A 17585-nucleotide genomic window follows, 5' to 3' on the forward strand; every position below is an offset into this window, starting at 1 on the left:
ATCCGGTCTGTGAACCGCGAAGTGACTCTGCCTCTGATCGTCGACCACCGCGGTACCTTGCAGGTCTCCGCGGCGGACGTGAGCAAATTGCTGCGCACGATGGGCGGACGGTGGCTGCATCTCGTCGAGTCCGGCGACGAACGACTCGACGAGGACACGGTCGCCGCGCTCACCATCGAACTGGCGAAGCTGGCCGACCGGATCGACGTGGCGTGCATCGCCCACAGCAGCGGAAGCAGGGCCTGATACCCGCCCTGGAGAAGCGCGGGCGGCGATCCTCCGGCCGCGTGCTCAGACCGGACGGAGCAGCGTCCTCCAGAACAGTGACTCGTAGCTCTGCAGCAGGTGGCCGTACCCCCGCGCCAGGCTCTCGTCGAGGAGGCCCGTGTCCAGGCCGTCCTGGACCGCTTCGGCCGCCGTCCGGTCCAGGCCGGGGGCCGGTTCGGCGAAGAGGTCGAAGAATCCGCAGGCCTCGTCGGTGAAGCCGTAGTGGGTGCGCAGCGCCTCGGCGATGGTGGCGCAGTAGCCGCCCCAGGCCGAGAAGTTGGCGGTCACCGAGAGGACGGCGTCCGCCGGTGCCGCGTTGAGGGCCAGCCAGGCGACGTAGGCGGGATAAGCCTGGCAGCCCGGCAGCGGGTCGTACGACGCAGCGCGCTCCCGGTCCACGCCGCAGGCCGCCGCGAAGGCGTCCAGTCGCGCCGCCGCCAGCTCCTCGCCCTCGGCCAGGGCGGTGAAGTACGCGGCGGCCCGCGGCTGGTCCGCGGAGCGGTCCGCCAGGTGCCGAAACGCGCGGCGGTCGGCGGGGATCACCCAGCTCTGTTCCAGGGCGAGCGCGGCCAGGGTGTCCCGGTCGGCCTCACCGCGGGCGATCAGTGGTACGAGCGGATTGGACCGGGGGTCCGGGGCCAGTTCCCGCGTGATCGTCTCCAGCAGTTCCCGGGCCGTGCGCGTCATCGCGGCCTCCGTCGCGTCGGTCGGCCGGTCCGTGGGACGACCGGCTTCCCCACCATGGTCCCCCGAGATCCGGGCGGGCGTCACCCGCGGGGACCCGGCGGAGCGGCGGACCGGCGGCGTGGTTCCACGCCGGCGGCCCGCCGCTCCCCACCTCAGCTCCTTGCGGCGCCTAGCGGATGGGCATGCCGGACAGGGTGCGGGCGATGACCAGACGCTGGATCTCGCTCGTGCCCTCGAAGATGGTGTAGATCGCCGCGTCGCGGTGCATGCGCTCCACCGGGTACTCACGCGTGTAGCCGTTGCCGCCGAGGATCTGAATCGCCTGGGCCGTGACCTGCTTGGCGGTCTCGCTGGCGTACAGCTTGGACATCGAGCCCTCGGCCGCGGTGAACGGCTTGCCGTTCACCGCCATCCAGGAGGCACGCCACACCAGGAGGCGGGCGGCGTCGATCTGGGTCCGCATGTCGGCCAATTGGAAGGCGACGCCCTGGTTGTCGATGATCGGGCGGCCGAACTGCTCGCGGGTCTGCGCGTACTCCAGGGCGACCTCGTAGGCGGCGCGGGCGGTGCCGACCGCCATGGCGCCGACCGCCGGGCGGGAGGCCTCGAAGGTGGCCATCGCGGCGTTCTTCACCCTCTCCCCGCCCTGCTCGGCACGCTCCCGGGCGCGGGCGAGGCGCTCGTCAAGCTTCTCCTTGCCCCCGAGCAGGCAGGAGCCGGGCACGCGGACGTTATCCAGGATCACCTCGGCGGTGTGCGAGGCGCGGATGCCGTGCTTCTTGAACTTCTGGCCCTGGGAACAGCCGGGGGTGTCCGGCGGGACGATGAACGAGGCGTGGCCCTTGGAGCCGAGCTCCGGGTCGACGACCGCGACGACGACGTGGACGTTGGCGATGCCGCCGTTGGTCGCCCAGGTCTTGGTGCCGTTGATCACCCACTCGTCCTTGGCCTCGTCGTACACGGCACGCGTCCGCATGGAGGCGACGTCGGAGCCCGCGTCGGGCTCGGAGGAGCAGAAGGCGGCGACCTTGACGTCATCGACGTCGCCGTACATCTGGGGGATCCAGGTGCCGATCTGCTCCTCGGTGCCGTTGGCGAGGACACCGACGGCGGCGAGGCCGGTGCCGACGATCGACAGGGCGATGCCGGCGTCACCCCAGAACAGCTCCTCCATCGCCATGGGGATGCCGAGGCCGGTGGCGTCGAAGTACTGCTGGGCGTAGAAGTCGAGTGAGTAGATGCCGACCTTGGCGGCTTCCTGGATGACCGGCCAGGGAGTCTCCTCGCGCTCGTCCCACTCGGCGGCCGCGGGGCGGATCACATCGGCGGCGAAGCCGTGGAGCCACTCCTGGACTTCCCTCTGTTCCTCGTTGAGCTCCATGGTGAACTCGGCCATGTCCCCTCCAGCGGCGACGCACGTGCATGTTACTTGCGGTAACCAAAGTCTGTTACCGGCTGGTAGGAAAAGTCAACTCCCCCGGGCCCCCGTCATCCCGTTCACCGCTGGTCACACCGTCAGTGTTAGTTTGCGCAGGCGTCACCGAATCAGCAGGGGTGGGGAGAGATCATGGACACCACACAGCGGACCGATCAGCAGCGGTCCGCCGACCGCCGCCGGCGCGAGCTGCTGGAGGCCGCCGACCGGGTGGTGCTGCGCGAGGGCCCGCATGCCTCGATGAACGCGATCGCCGCCGAGGCGGGCATCACCAAACCGATCCTCTACCGGCACTTCGGCGACAAGGGAGGACTGTACGCCGCCCTCGCCCAGCGGCACACCGACGCCCTGCTGGCCTCGTTGCGGGCGGCGCTGGACGCCCCGGCGGACCGGCGGGAGCGGGTCGAGAACACCCTGGACACCTATCTCGCGGCGATAGAACTGCGGCCCCAGGTGTACCGGTTCCTGATGCACCCGGCGGAGGGTTCACCCGGCGACCAGGGCTTCGACGTCGGCAAGCACTCGGCGCCGCTGCTGCGGCGCATGGGCGAGGAACTGGCCCAGGTCATCGAGGAGCGGCTGGACCTCGGGCCCGGCAGCCAGCAACTGGCCCGCGTGTGGGGGCACGGGATCGTCGGCATGATGCACGCGGCCGGCGACTGGTGGCTCGGCGAACGTCCCTGCTCCCGGGCGGAGTTGGTACGCAGCCTGGCCGACCTGCTGTGGGGCCGGCTGGCGGCGGCGGGCGACCGGGTCGGCGGTCCGGGGTTCTGAGCCCCGGACCGCCTCGGCGGGCCCGACCGCCCCATCGGGCCCGCCCGCTCCGGGAGGCCGCGCCCGCCCCCTCCGTCCCGCCCGTCCTTTCCTTCCCGCCCGCTCCCTCAGTCCCCCGCCTCCGCAGCACCGCCCGCCCCTCGGTCCCGCCCGTTCCAGGAGGCCCGCCGCACCTGGCGGTCGAGCCTGCGCCGGCGCCAGCCGGTCAGCCGGTCGGCGTAGACGCGGCCCTCCAGGTGGTCGCACTCGTGCTGCAGGCACCGGGCGAAGAAACCCGTGCCGTGCACGGTGACCGACTCCCCGGTCACCGTGCGGCCCTCGACGACCGCGTGGTCGTGACGTTCCGTCCCCGCCTCCAGGCCCGGCAGCGACAGGCAGCCCTCCGGGCCGCGCACCACCACCCCGTCCGTCTCGACCAGCCGCGGGTTGACCACATGTCCCAGATGGCGGACGTCCTCGTCGTCCGGGCAGTCGTACACGAACACCCGCAGCGGCACGCCGATCTGGTTGGCGGCCAGGCCCACACCCTGCGCGGCGTACATCGTCGCGAACAAGTCCTCCACGAGGCGGGCCAGTTCCGGGCCGAAGTCGGTCACCTCCTCGCAGGGCGCGTGCAGCACCGGGTCGCCGAGCAGGGTGAGGGGCCGGACTCGACCGTGGACACCGGGGATGGAACCGTCTCGCATGGCGGTCAGAGTACGGTCCTTTGCAGCAACGCCCGTCTCATGGGTGGCGACGTGGTTCTGGAGTGCGAATGGATCTCGATAGGCTGAGGTTCACACCACGTGGCCGCCAGCCACAGGCGCGGCGCGTACGCAAGGAGGATCGAGACTTGATGGCAGGCAACTCGGACCCGCTCACGCCGCGGGCCAAGCTCGCCGTGACCGCCGGCAGGGCGGTCGCAGCGGCATCACGCGCTGCGGGGCGCGGCAGCGGTTCGGTGATCGGCGGCCGGGTGGCACTCAAACTCGACCCTGATCTCCTCGCCCGGCTCGCCCAGAACCTGGACTGCATCCTGGTGTCGGCGACCAACGGCAAGACCACCACCACCCGGCTCATCGCGGAGGCCCTGCGGGCCGCCGGACCGGTCGTGTCCAACGCCCTGGGCGCCAACATGCCCGCGGGCATCACCTCGGCGCTCGCGGGCGGCTCGGAGTCGAAGTTCGGCGTCATCGAGGTCGACGAGAAGTACCTCGCCGGCGTCGCCCGGGACACCGACCCCAAGTGCATCGCCCTGCTCAACCTCTCCCGCGACCAGCTCGACCGGGCCGGCGAGACGCGGATGCTCGCGGAGAACTGGCGCGAGGGCCTGGCCGGTTCCAAGGCGGTCATCGTCGCCAACTGCGACGACCCGCTGGTCGTCTGGGCCGCCTCCTCCTCCGCCAACGTGATCTGGGTCGCCGCGGGCCAGATGTGGAAGGACGACGCCTGGTCCTGCCCGTCCTGCGGCGGTGTGATGCAGCGCCCCGGCGACGACTGGTTCTGCGGCGAGTGCGGCTTCCGCCGTCCCACCCCGAGCTGGGCGCTCTCCGGCGACCACGTCCTCGACCCGCACGGCTCCGCCTGGCCGATCCACCTCCAGCTGCCGGGCCGCGCCAACAAGGCCAACGCCGCGAGCTCCGCGGCCGTCGCCGCGGTGTTCGGGGTGCCCCCGCAGGTCGCCCTGGAGCGCATGTACCAGGTGCAGGCCGTCGCCGGCCGGTACGACGTCGTCCAGTACCAGGGCCGTGACCTGCGGCTGCTGCTCGCCAAGAACCCCGCGGGCTGGCTGGAGACGTTCTCGCTCATCGACCCCCCGCCCACCCCGGTGATCCTGTCGGTGAACGCCCGCTCCGCCGACGGCACCGACACCTCCTGGTTGTGGGACGTCGACTACACCCGGCTGACCGGCCACCCGATCGTCGTCCTCGGCGACCGGAAGCTGGATCTCGCGGTGCGGCTCGAGGTCGCGAACCAGCAGTTCCAGGTCTGCGAGGACCTCGACCAGGCACTGCAGCAGTGCCCGCCGGGCCGGATCGAGGTCATCGCCAACTACACCGCGTTCCAGGACCTGCGCCGCCGCGTCGGCAACTGACGCCGGCGACGCATCGCGACGTAACTGACAAGGACAGTGACTTCATGAGCGACAACGGTCTGCGGATCGTATGGATCTACCCCGACCTGCTGAGCACCTACGGCGACCAGGGCAATGTGCTCGTCGTGGAACGCCGGGCCCGGCAGCGTGGCCTCGACGTGGCCCGGCTGGACGTGCGCAGCGACCAGCCGATCCCGACGTCCGGCGACATCTACCTGATCGGCGGCGGTGAGGACCGTCCGCAGCGGCTCGCCGCCGAGCGGCTGCGCCGGGACGGCGGCCTGCACCGTGCGGTGGGCAACGGCGCGATCGTGTTCTCCGTGTGCGCCGGCTACCAGATCCTCGGCCACGAGTTCATCAACGACCTCGGCCAGCGGGAGCCCGGCCTCGGCCTGCTCGACGTCGTCTCGGTGCGCGGCGAGGGCGCCCGGTGCGTCGGCGACGTGCTGGGCGACATCGACCCGCCGCTGGGTCTGCCGCCGCTGACCGGTTTCGAGAACCACCAGGGCGTCACCCACCTCGGTCCGACGGCCCGCCCGCTCGCCCGGGTGCGCTTCGGCAACGGGAACGGCACGGGGGACGGCACCGAAGGCGCCTACAACGACACCGTGTTCGGCACGTACATGCACGGTCCGGTGCTGGCCCGCAACCCGCAGATCGCGGACCTGCTGCTGAAGCTGGCGCTCGACGTCAACGCGCTGCCGCCGACCGACGACCACTGGTACGAGGCACTGCGGGGCGAGCGCATCGCGGCCTCGCAGCAGCCCGCGTGACACCCGCGCCCGCGTCGGACGGGCCGGTGCCGTCCGGCCCGTCTGACAGCTGGTCCGCACAGGTGAGCGGGGTCGTCCAGTAGGCGGACGCGTGCTTCGACGCCACCCCCCGGTGCCGCTAGGGTGGCGGGGATCGAACCGGACGACGCGGTCCGGTCCCGGCCCACGGCTAGAAGGTTGTTTCGGGCTATGCGCATTGGTGTCCTCACGTCCGGCGGCGACTGCCCCGGCCTGAACGCCGTCATCCGCTCCGTCGTGCATCGCGCCGTCGTCGACCACGGCGACGAGGTCATCGGCTTCCGGGACGGCTGGAAGGGCCTCCTGGAGTGCGACTACCTCAAGCTCGACCTCGACGCGGTGGGTGGCATCCTCGCCCGCGGCGGCACCATCCTCGGCTCCTCCCGGGTGCGTCCCGAGCATCTGCGGGACGGTGTGGCGCGGGCCAAGGGGCACGTCCAGGAGCTCGGCCTCGACGCGATCGTCCCGATCGGCGGTGAGGGCACGCTGAAGGCGGCCCGGCTGCTGTCGGACAACGGCCTGCCGATAGTGGGCGTGCCGAAGACCATCGACAACGACATCGCCGGCACCGACGTCACCTTCGGCTTCGACACGGCCGTCGGGGTGGCGAGCGAGGCGCTGGACCGGCTGAAGACGACCGCCGAGTCCCACCAGCGGGTGCTCATCGTGGAGGTCATGGGCCGCCACACCGGCTGGATCGCGCTGCACTCCGGCATGGCGGCCGGCGCGCACGCGATCGTCGTACCGGAGCGGCCCTTCGACGTCGACGAGCTGACGGCGAAGGTCGGCGCGCGGTTCTCCGCGGGCAAGCGGTTCGCCATCGTGGTCGCCGCGGAGGGCGCCAAGCCGCGGGCCGGCACCATGGACTTCGACGAGGGCGGCAAGGACGTCTACGGCCACGAGCGGTTCGCCGGGATCGCGCGGCAGCTCTCCGTGGAACTGGAGACGCGGCTCGGCAAGGAGGCACGTCCGGTGATCCTCGGGCACACCCAGCGCGGTGGGACGCCGACCGCGTACGACAGGGTGCTGGCCACCCGCTTCGGCTGGCACGCCGTGGAAGCCGTGCACCGCGGGGAGTTCGGGCGGATGACGGCGCTGCGCGGGACGGACATCGTGACGGTGCCGCTGGCCGAGGCCGTCGAGACGCTGAAGACCGTGCCCGACGCCCGCTACGCCGAGGCGGAGTGTGTCCTGTAGCACCTGCCGTTCCGGCAGCCGCCGAGGAGAACCGCCCCCGGTCGCAGTCGCGGCCGGGGGCGGTTCTACTCTGGTGCGGACAGACGGCGCACAACCCCCACGAAACGGAGCCGGCGGATGGATCACAGCGGGCACGGCACGACCATGGATCTGCCGCCGTTCACGCTGGGGCGAGGGCTCGCCTGGTCGGCGGACCCCTTCTTCCTCGTCGCCTGCCTGCTGGGGCTGGCGCTGTACGGCTGGGCGGTCGTCCGTCTGATGCGACGGGGCGACAAGTGGCCGGTGGGACGGACCGTGTCGTTCTTCATCGGCGTGCTGAGCATCGGGCTCATGATGTGCACCGGGCTGAACGACTACGGCATGGTCATGTTCAGCGTGCACATGGTGCAGCACATGGTCATCAGCATGGTGTCGCCCATCCTGGTCCTGCTCGGCGCCCCGGTCACACTGGCGCTGCGCGCCCTGCCGCCGGCCGCCCGTGGCCGCAAGGGGCCGCGCGAACTGCTGCTGATGCTGCTGCACAGCCGCTACATGCGGGTCGTCACCCACCCGCTGTTCACCATCCCGATGTTCATCGCGAGCCTGTACGCGCTGTACTTCACCCCGCTGTTCGACTTCCTGATGGGCTCCCAGGTGGGGCACGTCTCGATGATGGTGCACTTCTTCGCCGTCGGCCTGATCTTCTTCTGGCCGATCATGGGCGTGGACCCGGGCCCGCACCGGCCGGGGTACCTGATGCGGATGCTGGAGCTGTTCGCGGGCATGCCGTTCCACGCGTTCTTCGGCATCGCGCTGATGATGGCGTCCACGCCGATGGTGACGACCTTCCAGAATCCGCCGGACTCGCTGGGCATCGACGCGCTCTCCGACCAGAACGCGGCCGGCGGTATCGCCTGGGCGTTCAGCGAGATCCCCTCCGTGCTGGTGCTGATCGCGCTGCTGTTCCAGTGGTACGCCTCGGACCAGCGGCAGGCCAAGCGCACCGACCGGGCCGCGGACCGCGACGGGGACAAGGAACTCGAGGCGTACAACGCCTATCTGACCTCATTGCACGCACCGGGGAAATGATTCCCTTTCGGTCACTTTCGCTCCCCCTCGCTCACTTTCTCCCCGATTCACCTGAAGGGTGCCGCCTTTCAGTACCATGAGCCGCTGGGTCGAGCCGCCGGGGGGAAGCGGTCATGGCACTGCGCGCGTCGTCGGGAGCGGGCCGGGTCGTCGCCGGCCGCTATGTGCTGCTGCACCGGCTGGGCCGGGGTGGCATGGGGCATGTCTGGCTGGCCCACGACCAGAGACTCGTCTGCGAGGTCGCCCTCAAGGAGATCGTGTTCCACGATCCGGCCGAGCCCGGCCAGGAGCGGGAGACCAGGGTCGCCCGCGCCCGCGCGGAGGCCCGGCACGCGGCCGGTCTGCGTGACCACCCGCATGTGGTGACCGTCCACGACGTCGTGGAGCACGAAGGCCTGCCGTGGATCGTGATGGAGTACGCGGCGGGCGCCGTCGATCTGCGGGAGCTGGTCGCCCGGCGCGGCCCGCTCGCCCCCGCCGAGTGCGCCCGGGTCGGGCTGGCCGTGCTGGACGCGCTGGCCACCGGTCACGAGCGGGGCATACTGCACCGGGACGTGAAACCGGCGAACATCCTGCTCGCCCCGGACCTCACCGGAGCCCCGTACGGGCGGGTCCTGCTCACCGACTACGGCATCTCCGTGCAGCCGGACACCGGTGAGACGCGGTACACCATGGCGTCGGGAGTGGTCGGCACCGCGGGCTGGCTGGCGCCGGAGCGGGCCACCGGGAGCCCGGCGACGCCGGCCGCCGACCTGTTCTCCCTGGGCTGCACGCTGTACCACGGCGTCGAGGGGCGCGGCCCCTTCGAGCGGGAGTCGCCGCTCGCGTCGATCGCGGCGGTGGTCACGGAGGAGCCGCGCCGGCCGGTGCGGGCGGGTGCCCTGGGGCCGGTGCTGCGGGGACTGCTCGAGAAGGATCCCGGGCGGCGGACGTCCGCTCGGGTGCTGGAGGCGGAGCTGTCGCGGCTCGTCGCGCCGCAGGCGGAGTCGTCGTACACCCGGCCGCCCACCGACCTGGGTTCCCAGCCGCCCTGGGCCACCCCGGACCGGCCCGGCAGCACGACAGGAACCGCTGCGAGCACGACCGGACCCACGGCCGCCGCAGGACCCACGGACACCTCAGGCCCCACGGGAGCCGCTGCCCCCGCGGATCCCACCGCACGTGCGGTGGGATCCGCGGGACGTACGGACCCTTCGGCGGCCGGGCCCGTCCCCGCGCACCAGCGCCCGCGCCACCCCGTCCTGCGGGCCGCCGTCGCCGTCGGGCTCGGGGTGGTGCTGGCCCTGGGGGGTGCCTGGTACGCGCTGGCCGACCGGACGGGCGACGGCGGGGCCGCGACGGCACCGTACGGAGACGCGGTGGGGCTCGCCGAGCCGCTCGAGCGGGGCGACTGCGTGCGTGCCGTCTGGCCCGGCGGCCGCCGGTTTTCGGGCGTGCCCCGGCTCGGCGTCGAACCGGCCTGTACGGGCGCGGCGGGCCGGGGGGTCGACGGGCAGGTCGTGGGGTTCGTCGGCGCCTCCTCCGCCGAGGAGGCGCGGGAGCTGGGTCCGGCCCGGTGCGAGGAGGCCACGCGGGAGTTCCGCGGGCGTATGGCCGCGGTGCGCCCGCTCGCCGTCGTACCGGTCCCGGACGGGTTCGAGGAGGCCGGGCGGCGCACCGCCTGTCTGGTCCTGGGCGCGCACGGGCCGGTGTACGGGCCGCTCGGGGACCGGCGCCCGTTCGGCACGGCGTTCGCGGACACCGCGCCGATGCAGCGCCGGGACTGCCTGGACGCGCGTCCGGGGCGCCGGGCCCTGCTGGTGCCGTGCGGCGGCCGGTACGACGAGCAGGTCCTCGGATTCACCCGGCTGGGCCAGGACGTCACGCTCGCCGAGGCGCGCGGGGTGTCGGACGCGGCGTGCGCCCGTGACGTGCCTCCGCGTGACTACGGCTTCGACCCGTCCGTCCACGAGGCCGGGTCGTGGACCGGTGAGCGGTCCTGGGAAACGGGCGCCCGTGTCGTCGTGTGCACCGTAAAAAGGCGGAACGGGGGCACCATGGAGGGAACCGAGCCATGAGGAGGGTGTCGCGATGCCCGATACCAGCAACGGTTCCACCTCGACGAAGACCATGGGAGTGCTCACCGTCGGCGGGCTCGTCGCCGTGACGGCCTACACGGCGGCGCTCGGCAGCAACGGATGGCTGTGGTTCGGCTGGGTCGTCCTGGGGCTGATCACCCTCGCCATGGTCGCCACGCGCAGCGCCTGAGCCGCCCGCGGTCCGCGGCCGGGCCGCCGGCGGCCCCCACCCGGCGGGCCGGCTCACTTCGGTGTGAGCCGGCCCGTCAGGTGTACGCCCGGCTGGTACTTCGGCAGCCGGACGGTGACCCTCATGCCGGCGCCGACCGCGGTCTCGATGACGAGGCCGTAGTCGTCGCCGTACACCTGGCGGAGCCGGTCGTCGACGTTGGACAGGCCGATGCCCCCCGTGTGGTCGACCTCGCGGGCGAGGATGCGGCGCAGCAGGCCGGGGTCCATTCCGGCGCCGTCGTCCTCGATCACGACGAGCGCTTCGGCGCCGGTGTCCTGCGCGGTGATCTGGATGTGGCACTTGTCGGCCTTGCCCTCGAGGCCGTGCTTGACGGCGTTCTCGATGAGGGGCTGCAGGCAGAGGAAGGGCAGGGCGACCGGGAGCACCTCGGGGGCGATCTGCAGGGTGACGGAGAGGCGGTCACCGAAGCGGGCCCGGACCAGCGCCAGATAGTGGTCGATGGCGTGGAGTTCGTCGGCGAGGGTGGTGAAGTCGCCGTGCCTGCGGAACGAGTAACGGGTGAAGTCGGCGAACTCCAGCAGCAGTTCACGGGCACGCTCGGGGTCGGTGCGCACGAACGAGGCGATCACGGCGAGGGAGTTGAAGATGAAGTGCGGGGATATCTGCGCCCGCAGCGCTCTGATCTCGGCCTCGATCAGGCGGGTGCGGGACTGGTCGAGGTCGGCGAGTTCGAGCTGGACGGAGACCCAGCGGGCGACCTCTCCGGCCGCCCGGACCAGGACCGCGGACTCTCGGGGCGCGCAGGCCACGAGGGTGCCGTGCACCCGGTCGTCGACGGTGAGCGGGGCGACGACGGCCCAGCGCACCGCGCAGTCGGGGGTGTCGCAGGTGAGCGGGAAGGCCTCGCCGCGGCCGGAGTCGAGGGGCCCGGCCAGACGTTCCATGATCTCGGTGCGGTGGTGGGCGCCGGCGCCGTCCCAGACGAGGACCTGTTCGCGGTCGGTGAGGCACAGGGCGTCCGTGCCGAGCAGGGAGCGCAGCTTGCGGGCGGACCGGCCGGCGGCCTCCTCGGTCAGTCCGGCCCGGAGCGGGGGTGTGGCCAGGGAGGCGGTGTGCAGGGTCTCGAAGGTGGCGTGCTCGACGGGTGTGCCGAGGCCGGCCAGTCCGGGCGGCCGCGCGGTGCGCCGGCCGAGCCAGAAGCCCGCGGCCAGCAGGGGCAGGACGGCGACGCACAGACCCGCCAGGAATCCACTCACTTGGACACCTCCGTCCGTAGTTCCTCCGGCAGGTGGAACCGGGCGAGCACCGCCGGCGTGCCGGCCGGTACCCGGCCGGGGGTGGCCAGGGAGACCAGGATCATGGTGAGGAAGCCCACCGGCACCGACCACAGGGCGGGCCAGGCGAGGAGCGCGTACCAGACACCCTGCCCCGGATAGCCGGCCATGGTGGCGGCGACGGCGAGGAAGGCGGATCCGCCGCCGGCCAGCATGCCGGCCGCCGCGCCGGGCGGGGTGAGCCGGCGCCACCAGATGCCCAGGACGAGCAGGGGGCAGAACGAGGAGGCCGACACGGCGAAGGCGAGCCCCACGGCGTCGGCCACCGGAAGCCCGCCGACCAGGATGCTGGCCAGGAGCGGGACGGCCATGGCGAGCACCGTGCCGAGCCTGAAGTGCCGTACGCCGCGCGAGGGCAGGACGTCCTGGGTGATCACGCCGGCCACGGCCATGGTCAGCCCGGACGCCGTGGACAGGAACGCGGCGAAGGCTCCCCCGGCGACCAGCGCGCCGAGCAGGTCGCCGCCCGCTCCCCCGAGCATCCGTCCGGGCAGCAGCAGCACGGCGGCGTCCGCGTCGCCGGTGAGGGTGAGCTCGGGGGCGTACAGGCGGCCGAGGGCTCCGTAGACCGGGGGCAGCAGGTAGAAGGCGCCGATCAGGCCGAGGACGGCGACGGTGGTGCGGCGGGCGGCGACGCCGTGCGGGCTGGTGTAGTAGCGGACCACCACGTGCGGCAGGCCCATGGTGCCGAGGAAGGTGGCGAGGATCAGCCCGTACGTGGCGTACAGCGGGCGTTCCTCGCGGGACTCGGCGCGGGAGGGCGAGAGCGCGTCGTCGGCGCCGCGTCCCGCGGCCGGGACCTCGGATCCCTCGGCGAAGGTCAGCCGGGTGCCGCCGTCGATGCGGTGGGTGCCGGCGGGCAGGCGGACCTCGGTGCCGTCGTGTTCGCGGCCGTCGACGGTGCCGTTCACGGTGACGGCCAGCGGGACGGTGATCCGCAGGTCGACGGTGTCGTCGACGCGGACCACGCGCTGTTCGCGGAAGGTGGCGGGTTCGTCGAAGGCGTGGCTGGGCGCCCCGTCGCTCTGCCAGGCGAGGACCAGGAACAGTCCGGGCACGAGCAGGGCGGTGAGCTTGAGCCAGTACTGGAAGGCCTGCACGAAGGTGATGCTGCGCATGCCGCCGGCGGCGACGATGACGGTGACCACGACGGCGACGATCACTCCGCCGAGCCAGTCGGGGGCACCGGTCAGCACGGTCAGGGTGAGCCCCGCGCCCTGGAGCTGCGGCAGCAGGTACAGCCAGCCGACGCCGACGACGAAGGCGCCCGCGAGCCGCCGCACGGCCTGCGAGGCGAGCCGGGCCTCGGCGAAGTCGGGCAGCGTGTAGGCGCCGGAGCGGCGCAGCGGGGCGGCGACGAACAGCAGCAGCACCAGGTAGCCGGCGGTGTAGCCGACCGGGTACCAGAGCATGTCGGGGCCTTGGACCAGGACCAGGCCCGCGATGCCGAGGAAGGACGCGGCGGAGAGGTACTCGCCGCTGATGGCGGCCGCGTTCAGGCGCGGGCCGACCGTGCGCGACGCGACGTAGAAGTCGGAGGTGGTGCGCGAGATCCGCAGGCCGAAGGCGCCGACGAGGATGGTCGCCAGGACGACGAGGGCCACGGCGGGTACGGCGTAACTGGAGTTCACGGTGCCTGCGTTCCCTCAGCGGTCCTCGACGAGCCGCACGAAGTCGCGTTCGTTGCGTTCGGCGCGGCGTACGTACCAGCGGGCGAGCAGGACCAGCGGGGGGTAGAGCCCGAAGCCGAGGACCGCCCATTCCAGCCTGCGGGCGTCCGGGGCGGCCGCGAAGACCAGCGGGAGGGGGCCGATGAGCAGGACGAGGACGGCGAACACGGTCAGCCCGGTGCGCAGTTGGATGCGCATCAGGGAACGGACGTAGGTGTGCCCGAGGGTGGTCTGCTCGTCGATCTCGGTGCGCGGGCGGTAGTAGCCGAAGGAGCGGCGGGCGCGGCGGGGCGGGCCGGTGACGACCACGCGGCGTTCGGTCGGGTCCTGGGGCACGCTTCTCCCCCTAGCCCGTGGTCCGGCGCATCAGCAGGTCCCGCAGTTCACGGGCGTGCCGCCGGCTGACCTGGAGCTCCTCGGAGCCGATCAGGACGCTCACGGTGCCCGCGTCGAGGCGGAGTTCCCCGATGTGGCGCAGGGCGACCAGATGGCGGCGGTGGATGCGGACGAAGCCGCGCGAGCGCCAGCGTTCCTCCAGTGTGGACAGCGGTATGCGGACGAGGTGGCTGCCCCGGTCGGTGTGCAGGCGGGCGTAGTCGCCGTGGGCCTCCACGTGCGTGATGTCGTCGACGGCGACGAAGCGGGTCACCCCGCCGAGTTCGACGGCTATGTGGTCCGGGTCGGGTTCGTGCACGGGGATGCGCGGGGCGCTGCCGCGCTGTGCGGCGGCGCGCAGTTCGACGACGCGACGGACCGCCTCGGCCAGTCTCTCCTTGCGGACGGGTTTGAGGACGTAGTCGACGGCCTTGAGGTCGAAGGCCTGCACGGCGAAGTCCTCGTGAGCGGTGACGAACACGACCAGCGGCGGCCGGGCGAACCCGCCGAGCAGCCGGGCGAGATCGAGTCCGTCGAGGCCGGGCATCTGGATGTCGAGGAAGACGACGTCGACGGCCTCGGGTCCGTCGGGCCCCGACTCCAGGGCGCGGTTGATGCGGCGCAGCGCCTCGGTCGCGTCGCCGGCGCCCTCGGCACTGCCGATGCGGGGGTCCGCGTGCAGCAGGTAGAGCAGTTCCTCCAGCGAGGGGCGTTCGTCGTCGACGGCCAGGGCGCGCAGCATGAAGGTGGAGTCTAAAGGGGATTGCCACGTCTGGACATGGCTCGGACGTGGGCTTTTCCGTCGTCCGGGAGGGGCCCCGGGCGGTTTCGCGGACCCGGGGCGGTGTACGGGCGCCGCCGCGACCGGCACCGGTCGCCGCGTGACGGCGGAGGCCGGCCGGTGCTGGCTACAGTGCGGGTATGAGCAGCAGGCCCGCGCCGTTCGACGAGCTCGACCGACAGATCGTCACCGCGCTGATGGCGAACGCCCGGACGTCCTTCGCCGAGATCGGCGCGGCGGTCGGCCTGTCGTCGACGGCGGTCAAGCGCCGGGTGGACCGTCTGCGCGAGACGGGGGTGATCACCGGGTTCACGGCGACGGTGCGGCCGTCGGCGCTGGGCTGGCGGACGGAGGCGTACGTCGAGGTGTACTGCGAGGGGGCGGCGCCGCCCCGGCGGCTGGCGGAGGTGGTGCGCAACCATCCGGAGATCGCCGCGGCGATGACGGTGACCGGGGGTGCCGACGCGCTGCTGCATCTGCGGGCACGGGACGTGGAGCACTTCGAGGAGGTGCTGGAGCGGATTCGTGCGGAGCCGTTCATCCGGAAGACGATCAGTGTGATGGTGCTGTCCCATCTGATCCCGGAGAGTCCGGAAGCGGGCGCGAGCCAGCCGGCTCCGTAGGGCCCGCGCGAGGCGCAGCAGACGTGCGTGGAGCAGTCGCAACACGCAGCATTACTGCGTGAACGCGCAACTCATGTTCCTTGTCGTCCGGCCCGGTCGCTTTCTACCGTGGACGTACCCCTGATGACACCGCGTGGAAGCGGAGGCACCCCTCTGTGACCGATGCCCGTGTGCCGTCCCGACGGCGCTATCTCGTCTGCGATCCCGGACACTTCGACGTGCGGTACGCGATCAACCCCTGGATGCGTCCCGACCGTCCCGTCGACCTCGCCCTGGCCCAGCGCCAGTGGCGCACGCTGGTCGATGTCTACCGCGCCCACGGCCATACCGTGGACAGCGTGAAACCGGTACCCGGCCTGCCCGACATGGTGTTCGCCGCGAACGCGGCGGTCGTCGTCGGGGGCCGTGTCCTCGGCTCCCTGTTCCTGGCGCCCGAGCGGCGCCCCGAGTCCGTGCCGTACGAGACCTGGTTCAAGGCGGAGGGCTTCGACGTCCACCGTCCCGAGTCGGTGTGCGAGGGCGAGGGCGACCTGGTTCCCGCCGGACGCTGGATCCTCGCCGGCACCGGGTTCCGCACCACCCGCGGGGCACACGCCGAGGCACAGGAGTTCTTCGGGGTGCCCGTGATCGGCCTGACGCTGGTGGATCCGTACTTCTACCACCTGGACACGGCGCTGTTCGCGCTGGACGAGGAGAACATCGCGTACTACCCGGAGGCGTTCTCGCCGGGGAGCCGCGAGGTGCTGGCCCGGCTGTATCCGGACGCGGTGACCGCGACCCGCGAGGACGCCATGGCCTTCGGCCTGAACTCCGTCTCCGACGGACGCCATGTGTTCGTCTCCCCGGGGGCCACGGCCCTCACCGCGCGGCTCGCCGAGCGCGGTTACGTTCCCGTCCCCGTCGACCTGTCCGAGTTCCACAAGGCGGGCGGCGGGATCAAGTGCTGCACTCAGGAGATCCGCTCATGACCACTGCCACCCGTACCCGTTCGTCCGCCGAGCTGATCGGTGCGGAGGAGCCGGTCCTCGCGCACAACTACCACCCGCTGCCCGTGGTCGTCGCCCGCGCGGAGGGCGCGTGGGTGGAGGACGTGGAGGGCCGCCGCTACCTCGACATGCTGGCCGGCTATTCGGCGCTCAACTTCGGCCACCGGCATCCCGCGCTGATCGAGGCGGCGCACCGCCAGCTGGACCGTCTCACGCTGACCTCGCGTGCCTTCCACAACGACCGGCTCGCCGAGTTCGCCGAGCGGCTGGCCGCGCTGACCGGGCTGGACATGGTGCTGCCCATGAACACCGGCGCGGAGGCGGTCGAGAGCGCGGTGAAGGTGGCCCGCAAGTGGGCCTACGACGTGAAGGGCGTCCCGGCCGACCGGGCGACGATCGTGGTCGCCGCGGACAACTTCCACGGCCGGACGACGACCATCGTCAGCTTCTCGACGGACGAGACCGCCCGCGCCGGCTTCGGGCCCTTCACCCCCGGCTTCCGGGTCGTCCCGTACAACGACCTGGCGGCTCTGGAGGCGGCGGTCGACGACACGACGGCGGCGGTGCTGATCGAGCCGATCCAGGGCGAGGCGGGGGTGAACATCCCCGACGACGGCTATCTGGCGGGCGTACGGGAACTGACGCGCCGCGCGGGGTGCCTGTTCATCGCGGACGAGATCCAGTCGGGGCTCGGCCGTACGGGGCACACGCTCGCCGTGGACCATGAGTCGGTCGTCCCGGACATGGTGCTGCTCGGCAAGGCACTGGGCGGCGGCATCGTCCCGGTGTCGGCGGTGGTGGCCCGCCGCGAGGTGCTCGGAGTTCTGCACCCCGGCGAGCACGGCTCGACGTTCGGCGGCAATCCGCTGGCCGCGGCCGTCGGCACGGCGGTGGTGGAGCTGCTGGAGACGGGCGAGTTCCAGCGTCGGGCGGCGGAACTGGGCGTGGTGCTGCGCGGCGGACTGGAAGCCCTGGTCGGCAAGGGCGTCGTCGGCTTCCGCTCGCGCGGACTGTGGGCGGGCGTCGACGTCGACCCCGCGCTCGGCACCGGCCGTGAGGTCAGTGAGCGGCTGATGCGGGAAGGAGTCCTGGTCAAGGACACCCACGGGTCCACCATCCGGCTGGCCCCGCCGCTCACCGTCCGGGGCGAGGAACTGCGGGACGCTTTGGAGACGCTGGGGAAGGTGCTGGGCCAGGGCGGCTGACCTTCGTCTCGTGCCCCGGACCCCGCCCGACCCTCGACGGACGGGAACGGGCAGACGGGCAGACGGAC

Annotated in this window: 18 protein-coding genes; 11 read left to right on the forward strand and 7 right to left on the reverse strand. The window is 72.3% G+C overall.

Annotation, left to right across the window (positions count from 1 at the left end):
* The first annotated feature begins 9 nt into the window (after positions 1 to 9).
* The gene (locus OHB56_RS06955; RefSeq protein WP_055594151.1) at positions 10 to 246 is read left to right on the forward strand and encodes a DUF6213 family protein; all 237 of its coding nucleotides are present in this window, start codon (positions 10 to 12) and stop codon (positions 244 to 246) included.
* A gap of 45 nt (positions 247 to 291) precedes the next feature.
* On the opposite strand, the gene OHB56_RS06960 is transcribed toward OHB56_RS06955, so the two are convergent.
* Both OHB56_RS06960 and OHB56_RS06965 read right to left on the reverse strand, forming a co-directional pair.
* The gene (locus OHB56_RS06960) at positions 292 to 954 is read right to left on the reverse strand and encodes a transcriptional regulator (RefSeq protein ID WP_326751463.1); all 663 of its coding nucleotides are present in this window, start codon (positions 952 to 954) and stop codon (positions 292 to 294) included.
* Positions 955 to 1123: 169 nt separating this feature from the next.
* A complete protein-coding gene (locus OHB56_RS06965) occupies positions 1124 to 2350 on the reverse strand; it encodes an acyl-CoA dehydrogenase family protein (protein WP_326751464.1) in 1227 nt (408 codons plus the stop codon).
* A gap of 171 nt (positions 2351 to 2521) precedes the next feature.
* Between OHB56_RS06965 and OHB56_RS06970 the strand changes: the two genes are divergently transcribed.
* Positions 2522 to 3163 carry a TetR family transcriptional regulator gene (locus tag OHB56_RS06970; RefSeq protein ID WP_326751465.1) on the forward strand — a complete coding sequence of 214 codons (642 nt, stop codon included), beginning with the start codon at positions 2522 to 2524 and terminating at the stop codon, positions 3161 to 3163.
* 107 nt (positions 3164 to 3270) lie between these two features.
* On the opposite strand, the gene def is transcribed toward OHB56_RS06970, so the two are convergent.
* Complete coding sequence (gene def / locus OHB56_RS06975; RefSeq protein WP_326751466.1) at positions 3271 to 3849, reverse strand: peptide deformylase; 579 nt, start codon at positions 3847 to 3849, stop codon at positions 3271 to 3273.
* Positions 3850 to 3998: 149 nt separating this feature from the next.
* On the opposite strand from def, the gene OHB56_RS06980 reads away from it, so the two are divergent.
* The 6 genes from OHB56_RS06980 (at position 3999) to OHB56_RS07005 (ending at position 10540) form a co-directional block, all read left to right on the forward strand.
* On the forward strand, positions 3999 to 5237 hold the full coding sequence (locus tag OHB56_RS06980) for a MurT ligase domain-containing protein (protein ID WP_055592499.1): 1239 nt from the start codon (positions 3999 to 4001) through the stop codon (positions 5235 to 5237).
* Between the two features lie 44 nt (positions 5238 to 5281).
* Positions 5282 to 6010 (forward strand): type 1 glutamine amidotransferase, encoded by a 729-nt coding sequence (locus OHB56_RS06985; protein WP_055573889.1) that lies wholly within the window; start codon positions 5282 to 5284, stop codon positions 6008 to 6010.
* Positions 6011 to 6199: 189 nt separating this feature from the next.
* A complete protein-coding gene (locus OHB56_RS06990) occupies positions 6200 to 7225 on the forward strand; it encodes a 6-phosphofructokinase (protein ID WP_326751467.1) in 1026 nt (341 codons plus the stop codon).
* 117 nt (positions 7226 to 7342) lie between these two features.
* The gene (locus OHB56_RS06995) at positions 7343 to 8293 is read left to right on the forward strand and encodes a cytochrome c oxidase assembly protein (RefSeq protein WP_326751468.1); all 951 of its coding nucleotides are present in this window, start codon (positions 7343 to 7345) and stop codon (positions 8291 to 8293) included.
* 113 nt (positions 8294 to 8406) lie between these two features.
* Positions 8407 to 10350, forward strand: coding sequence for a protein kinase domain-containing protein (locus OHB56_RS07000; RefSeq protein WP_406352234.1), 1944 nt, complete (start codon positions 8407 to 8409; stop codon positions 10348 to 10350).
* A 13-nt stretch (positions 10351 to 10363) separates the two neighbouring features.
* On the forward strand, positions 10364 to 10540 hold the full coding sequence (locus OHB56_RS07005) for a hypothetical protein (protein ID WP_107098506.1): 177 nt from the start codon (positions 10364 to 10366) through the stop codon (positions 10538 to 10540).
* Between the two features lie 53 nt (positions 10541 to 10593).
* On the opposite strand, the gene OHB56_RS07010 is transcribed toward OHB56_RS07005, so the two are convergent.
* Genes OHB56_RS07010 through OHB56_RS07025 form a run of 4 tightly spaced genes read right to left on the reverse strand, consistent with a single transcriptional unit; the run spans position 10594 to position 14664 of the window.
* The gene (locus tag OHB56_RS07010) at positions 10594 to 11799 is read right to left on the reverse strand and encodes a histidine kinase (RefSeq protein ID WP_326751470.1); all 1206 of its coding nucleotides are present in this window, start codon (positions 11797 to 11799) and stop codon (positions 10594 to 10596) included.
* Positions 11796 to 13508 carry a cation acetate symporter gene (locus OHB56_RS07015; protein ID WP_326751471.1) on the reverse strand — a complete coding sequence of 571 codons (1713 nt, stop codon included), beginning with the start codon at positions 13506 to 13508 and terminating at the stop codon, positions 11796 to 11798. The genes OHB56_RS07010 and OHB56_RS07015 overlap by 4 nt, the downstream gene beginning before the upstream one ends.
* 15 nt (positions 13509 to 13523) lie before the next feature.
* Positions 13524 to 13883 carry a hypothetical protein gene (locus OHB56_RS07020; protein ID WP_055592721.1) on the reverse strand — a complete coding sequence of 120 codons (360 nt, stop codon included), beginning with the start codon at positions 13881 to 13883 and terminating at the stop codon, positions 13524 to 13526.
* Between the two features lie 10 nt (positions 13884 to 13893).
* Positions 13894 to 14664: a LytTR family DNA-binding domain-containing protein gene (locus tag OHB56_RS07025; RefSeq protein ID WP_326751472.1), complete on the reverse strand. Its 771-nt coding sequence runs from the start codon at positions 14662 to 14664 to the stop codon at positions 13894 to 13896.
* Positions 14665 to 14843: 179 nt separating this feature from the next.
* Between OHB56_RS07025 and OHB56_RS07030 the strand changes: the two genes are divergently transcribed.
* From OHB56_RS07030 to rocD, 3 genes are all read left to right on the forward strand, one after another.
* Positions 14844 to 15326, forward strand: a complete 483-nt coding sequence (locus OHB56_RS07030) for an Lrp/AsnC family transcriptional regulator (RefSeq protein WP_055592719.1) — start codon at positions 14844 to 14846, stop codon at positions 15324 to 15326.
* Between the two features lie 155 nt (positions 15327 to 15481).
* The gene (gene ddaH / locus OHB56_RS07035; RefSeq protein ID WP_055626829.1) at positions 15482 to 16294 is read left to right on the forward strand and encodes a dimethylargininase; all 813 of its coding nucleotides are present in this window, start codon (positions 15482 to 15484) and stop codon (positions 16292 to 16294) included.
* A complete protein-coding gene (gene rocD / locus OHB56_RS07040) occupies positions 16291 to 17517 on the forward strand; it encodes an ornithine--oxo-acid transaminase (RefSeq protein WP_326751473.1) in 1227 nt (408 codons plus the stop codon). Before ddaH ends, rocD begins: the two co-directional genes overlap by 4 nt.
* The last annotated feature ends 68 nt before the right edge of the window (positions 17518 to 17585 follow it).

The sequence above is a fragment of the Streptomyces sp. NBC_01635 genome, assembly GCF_045209715.1.
Taxonomy (GTDB): domain Bacteria; phylum Actinomycetota; class Actinomycetes; order Streptomycetales; family Streptomycetaceae; genus Streptomyces; species Streptomyces hirsutus.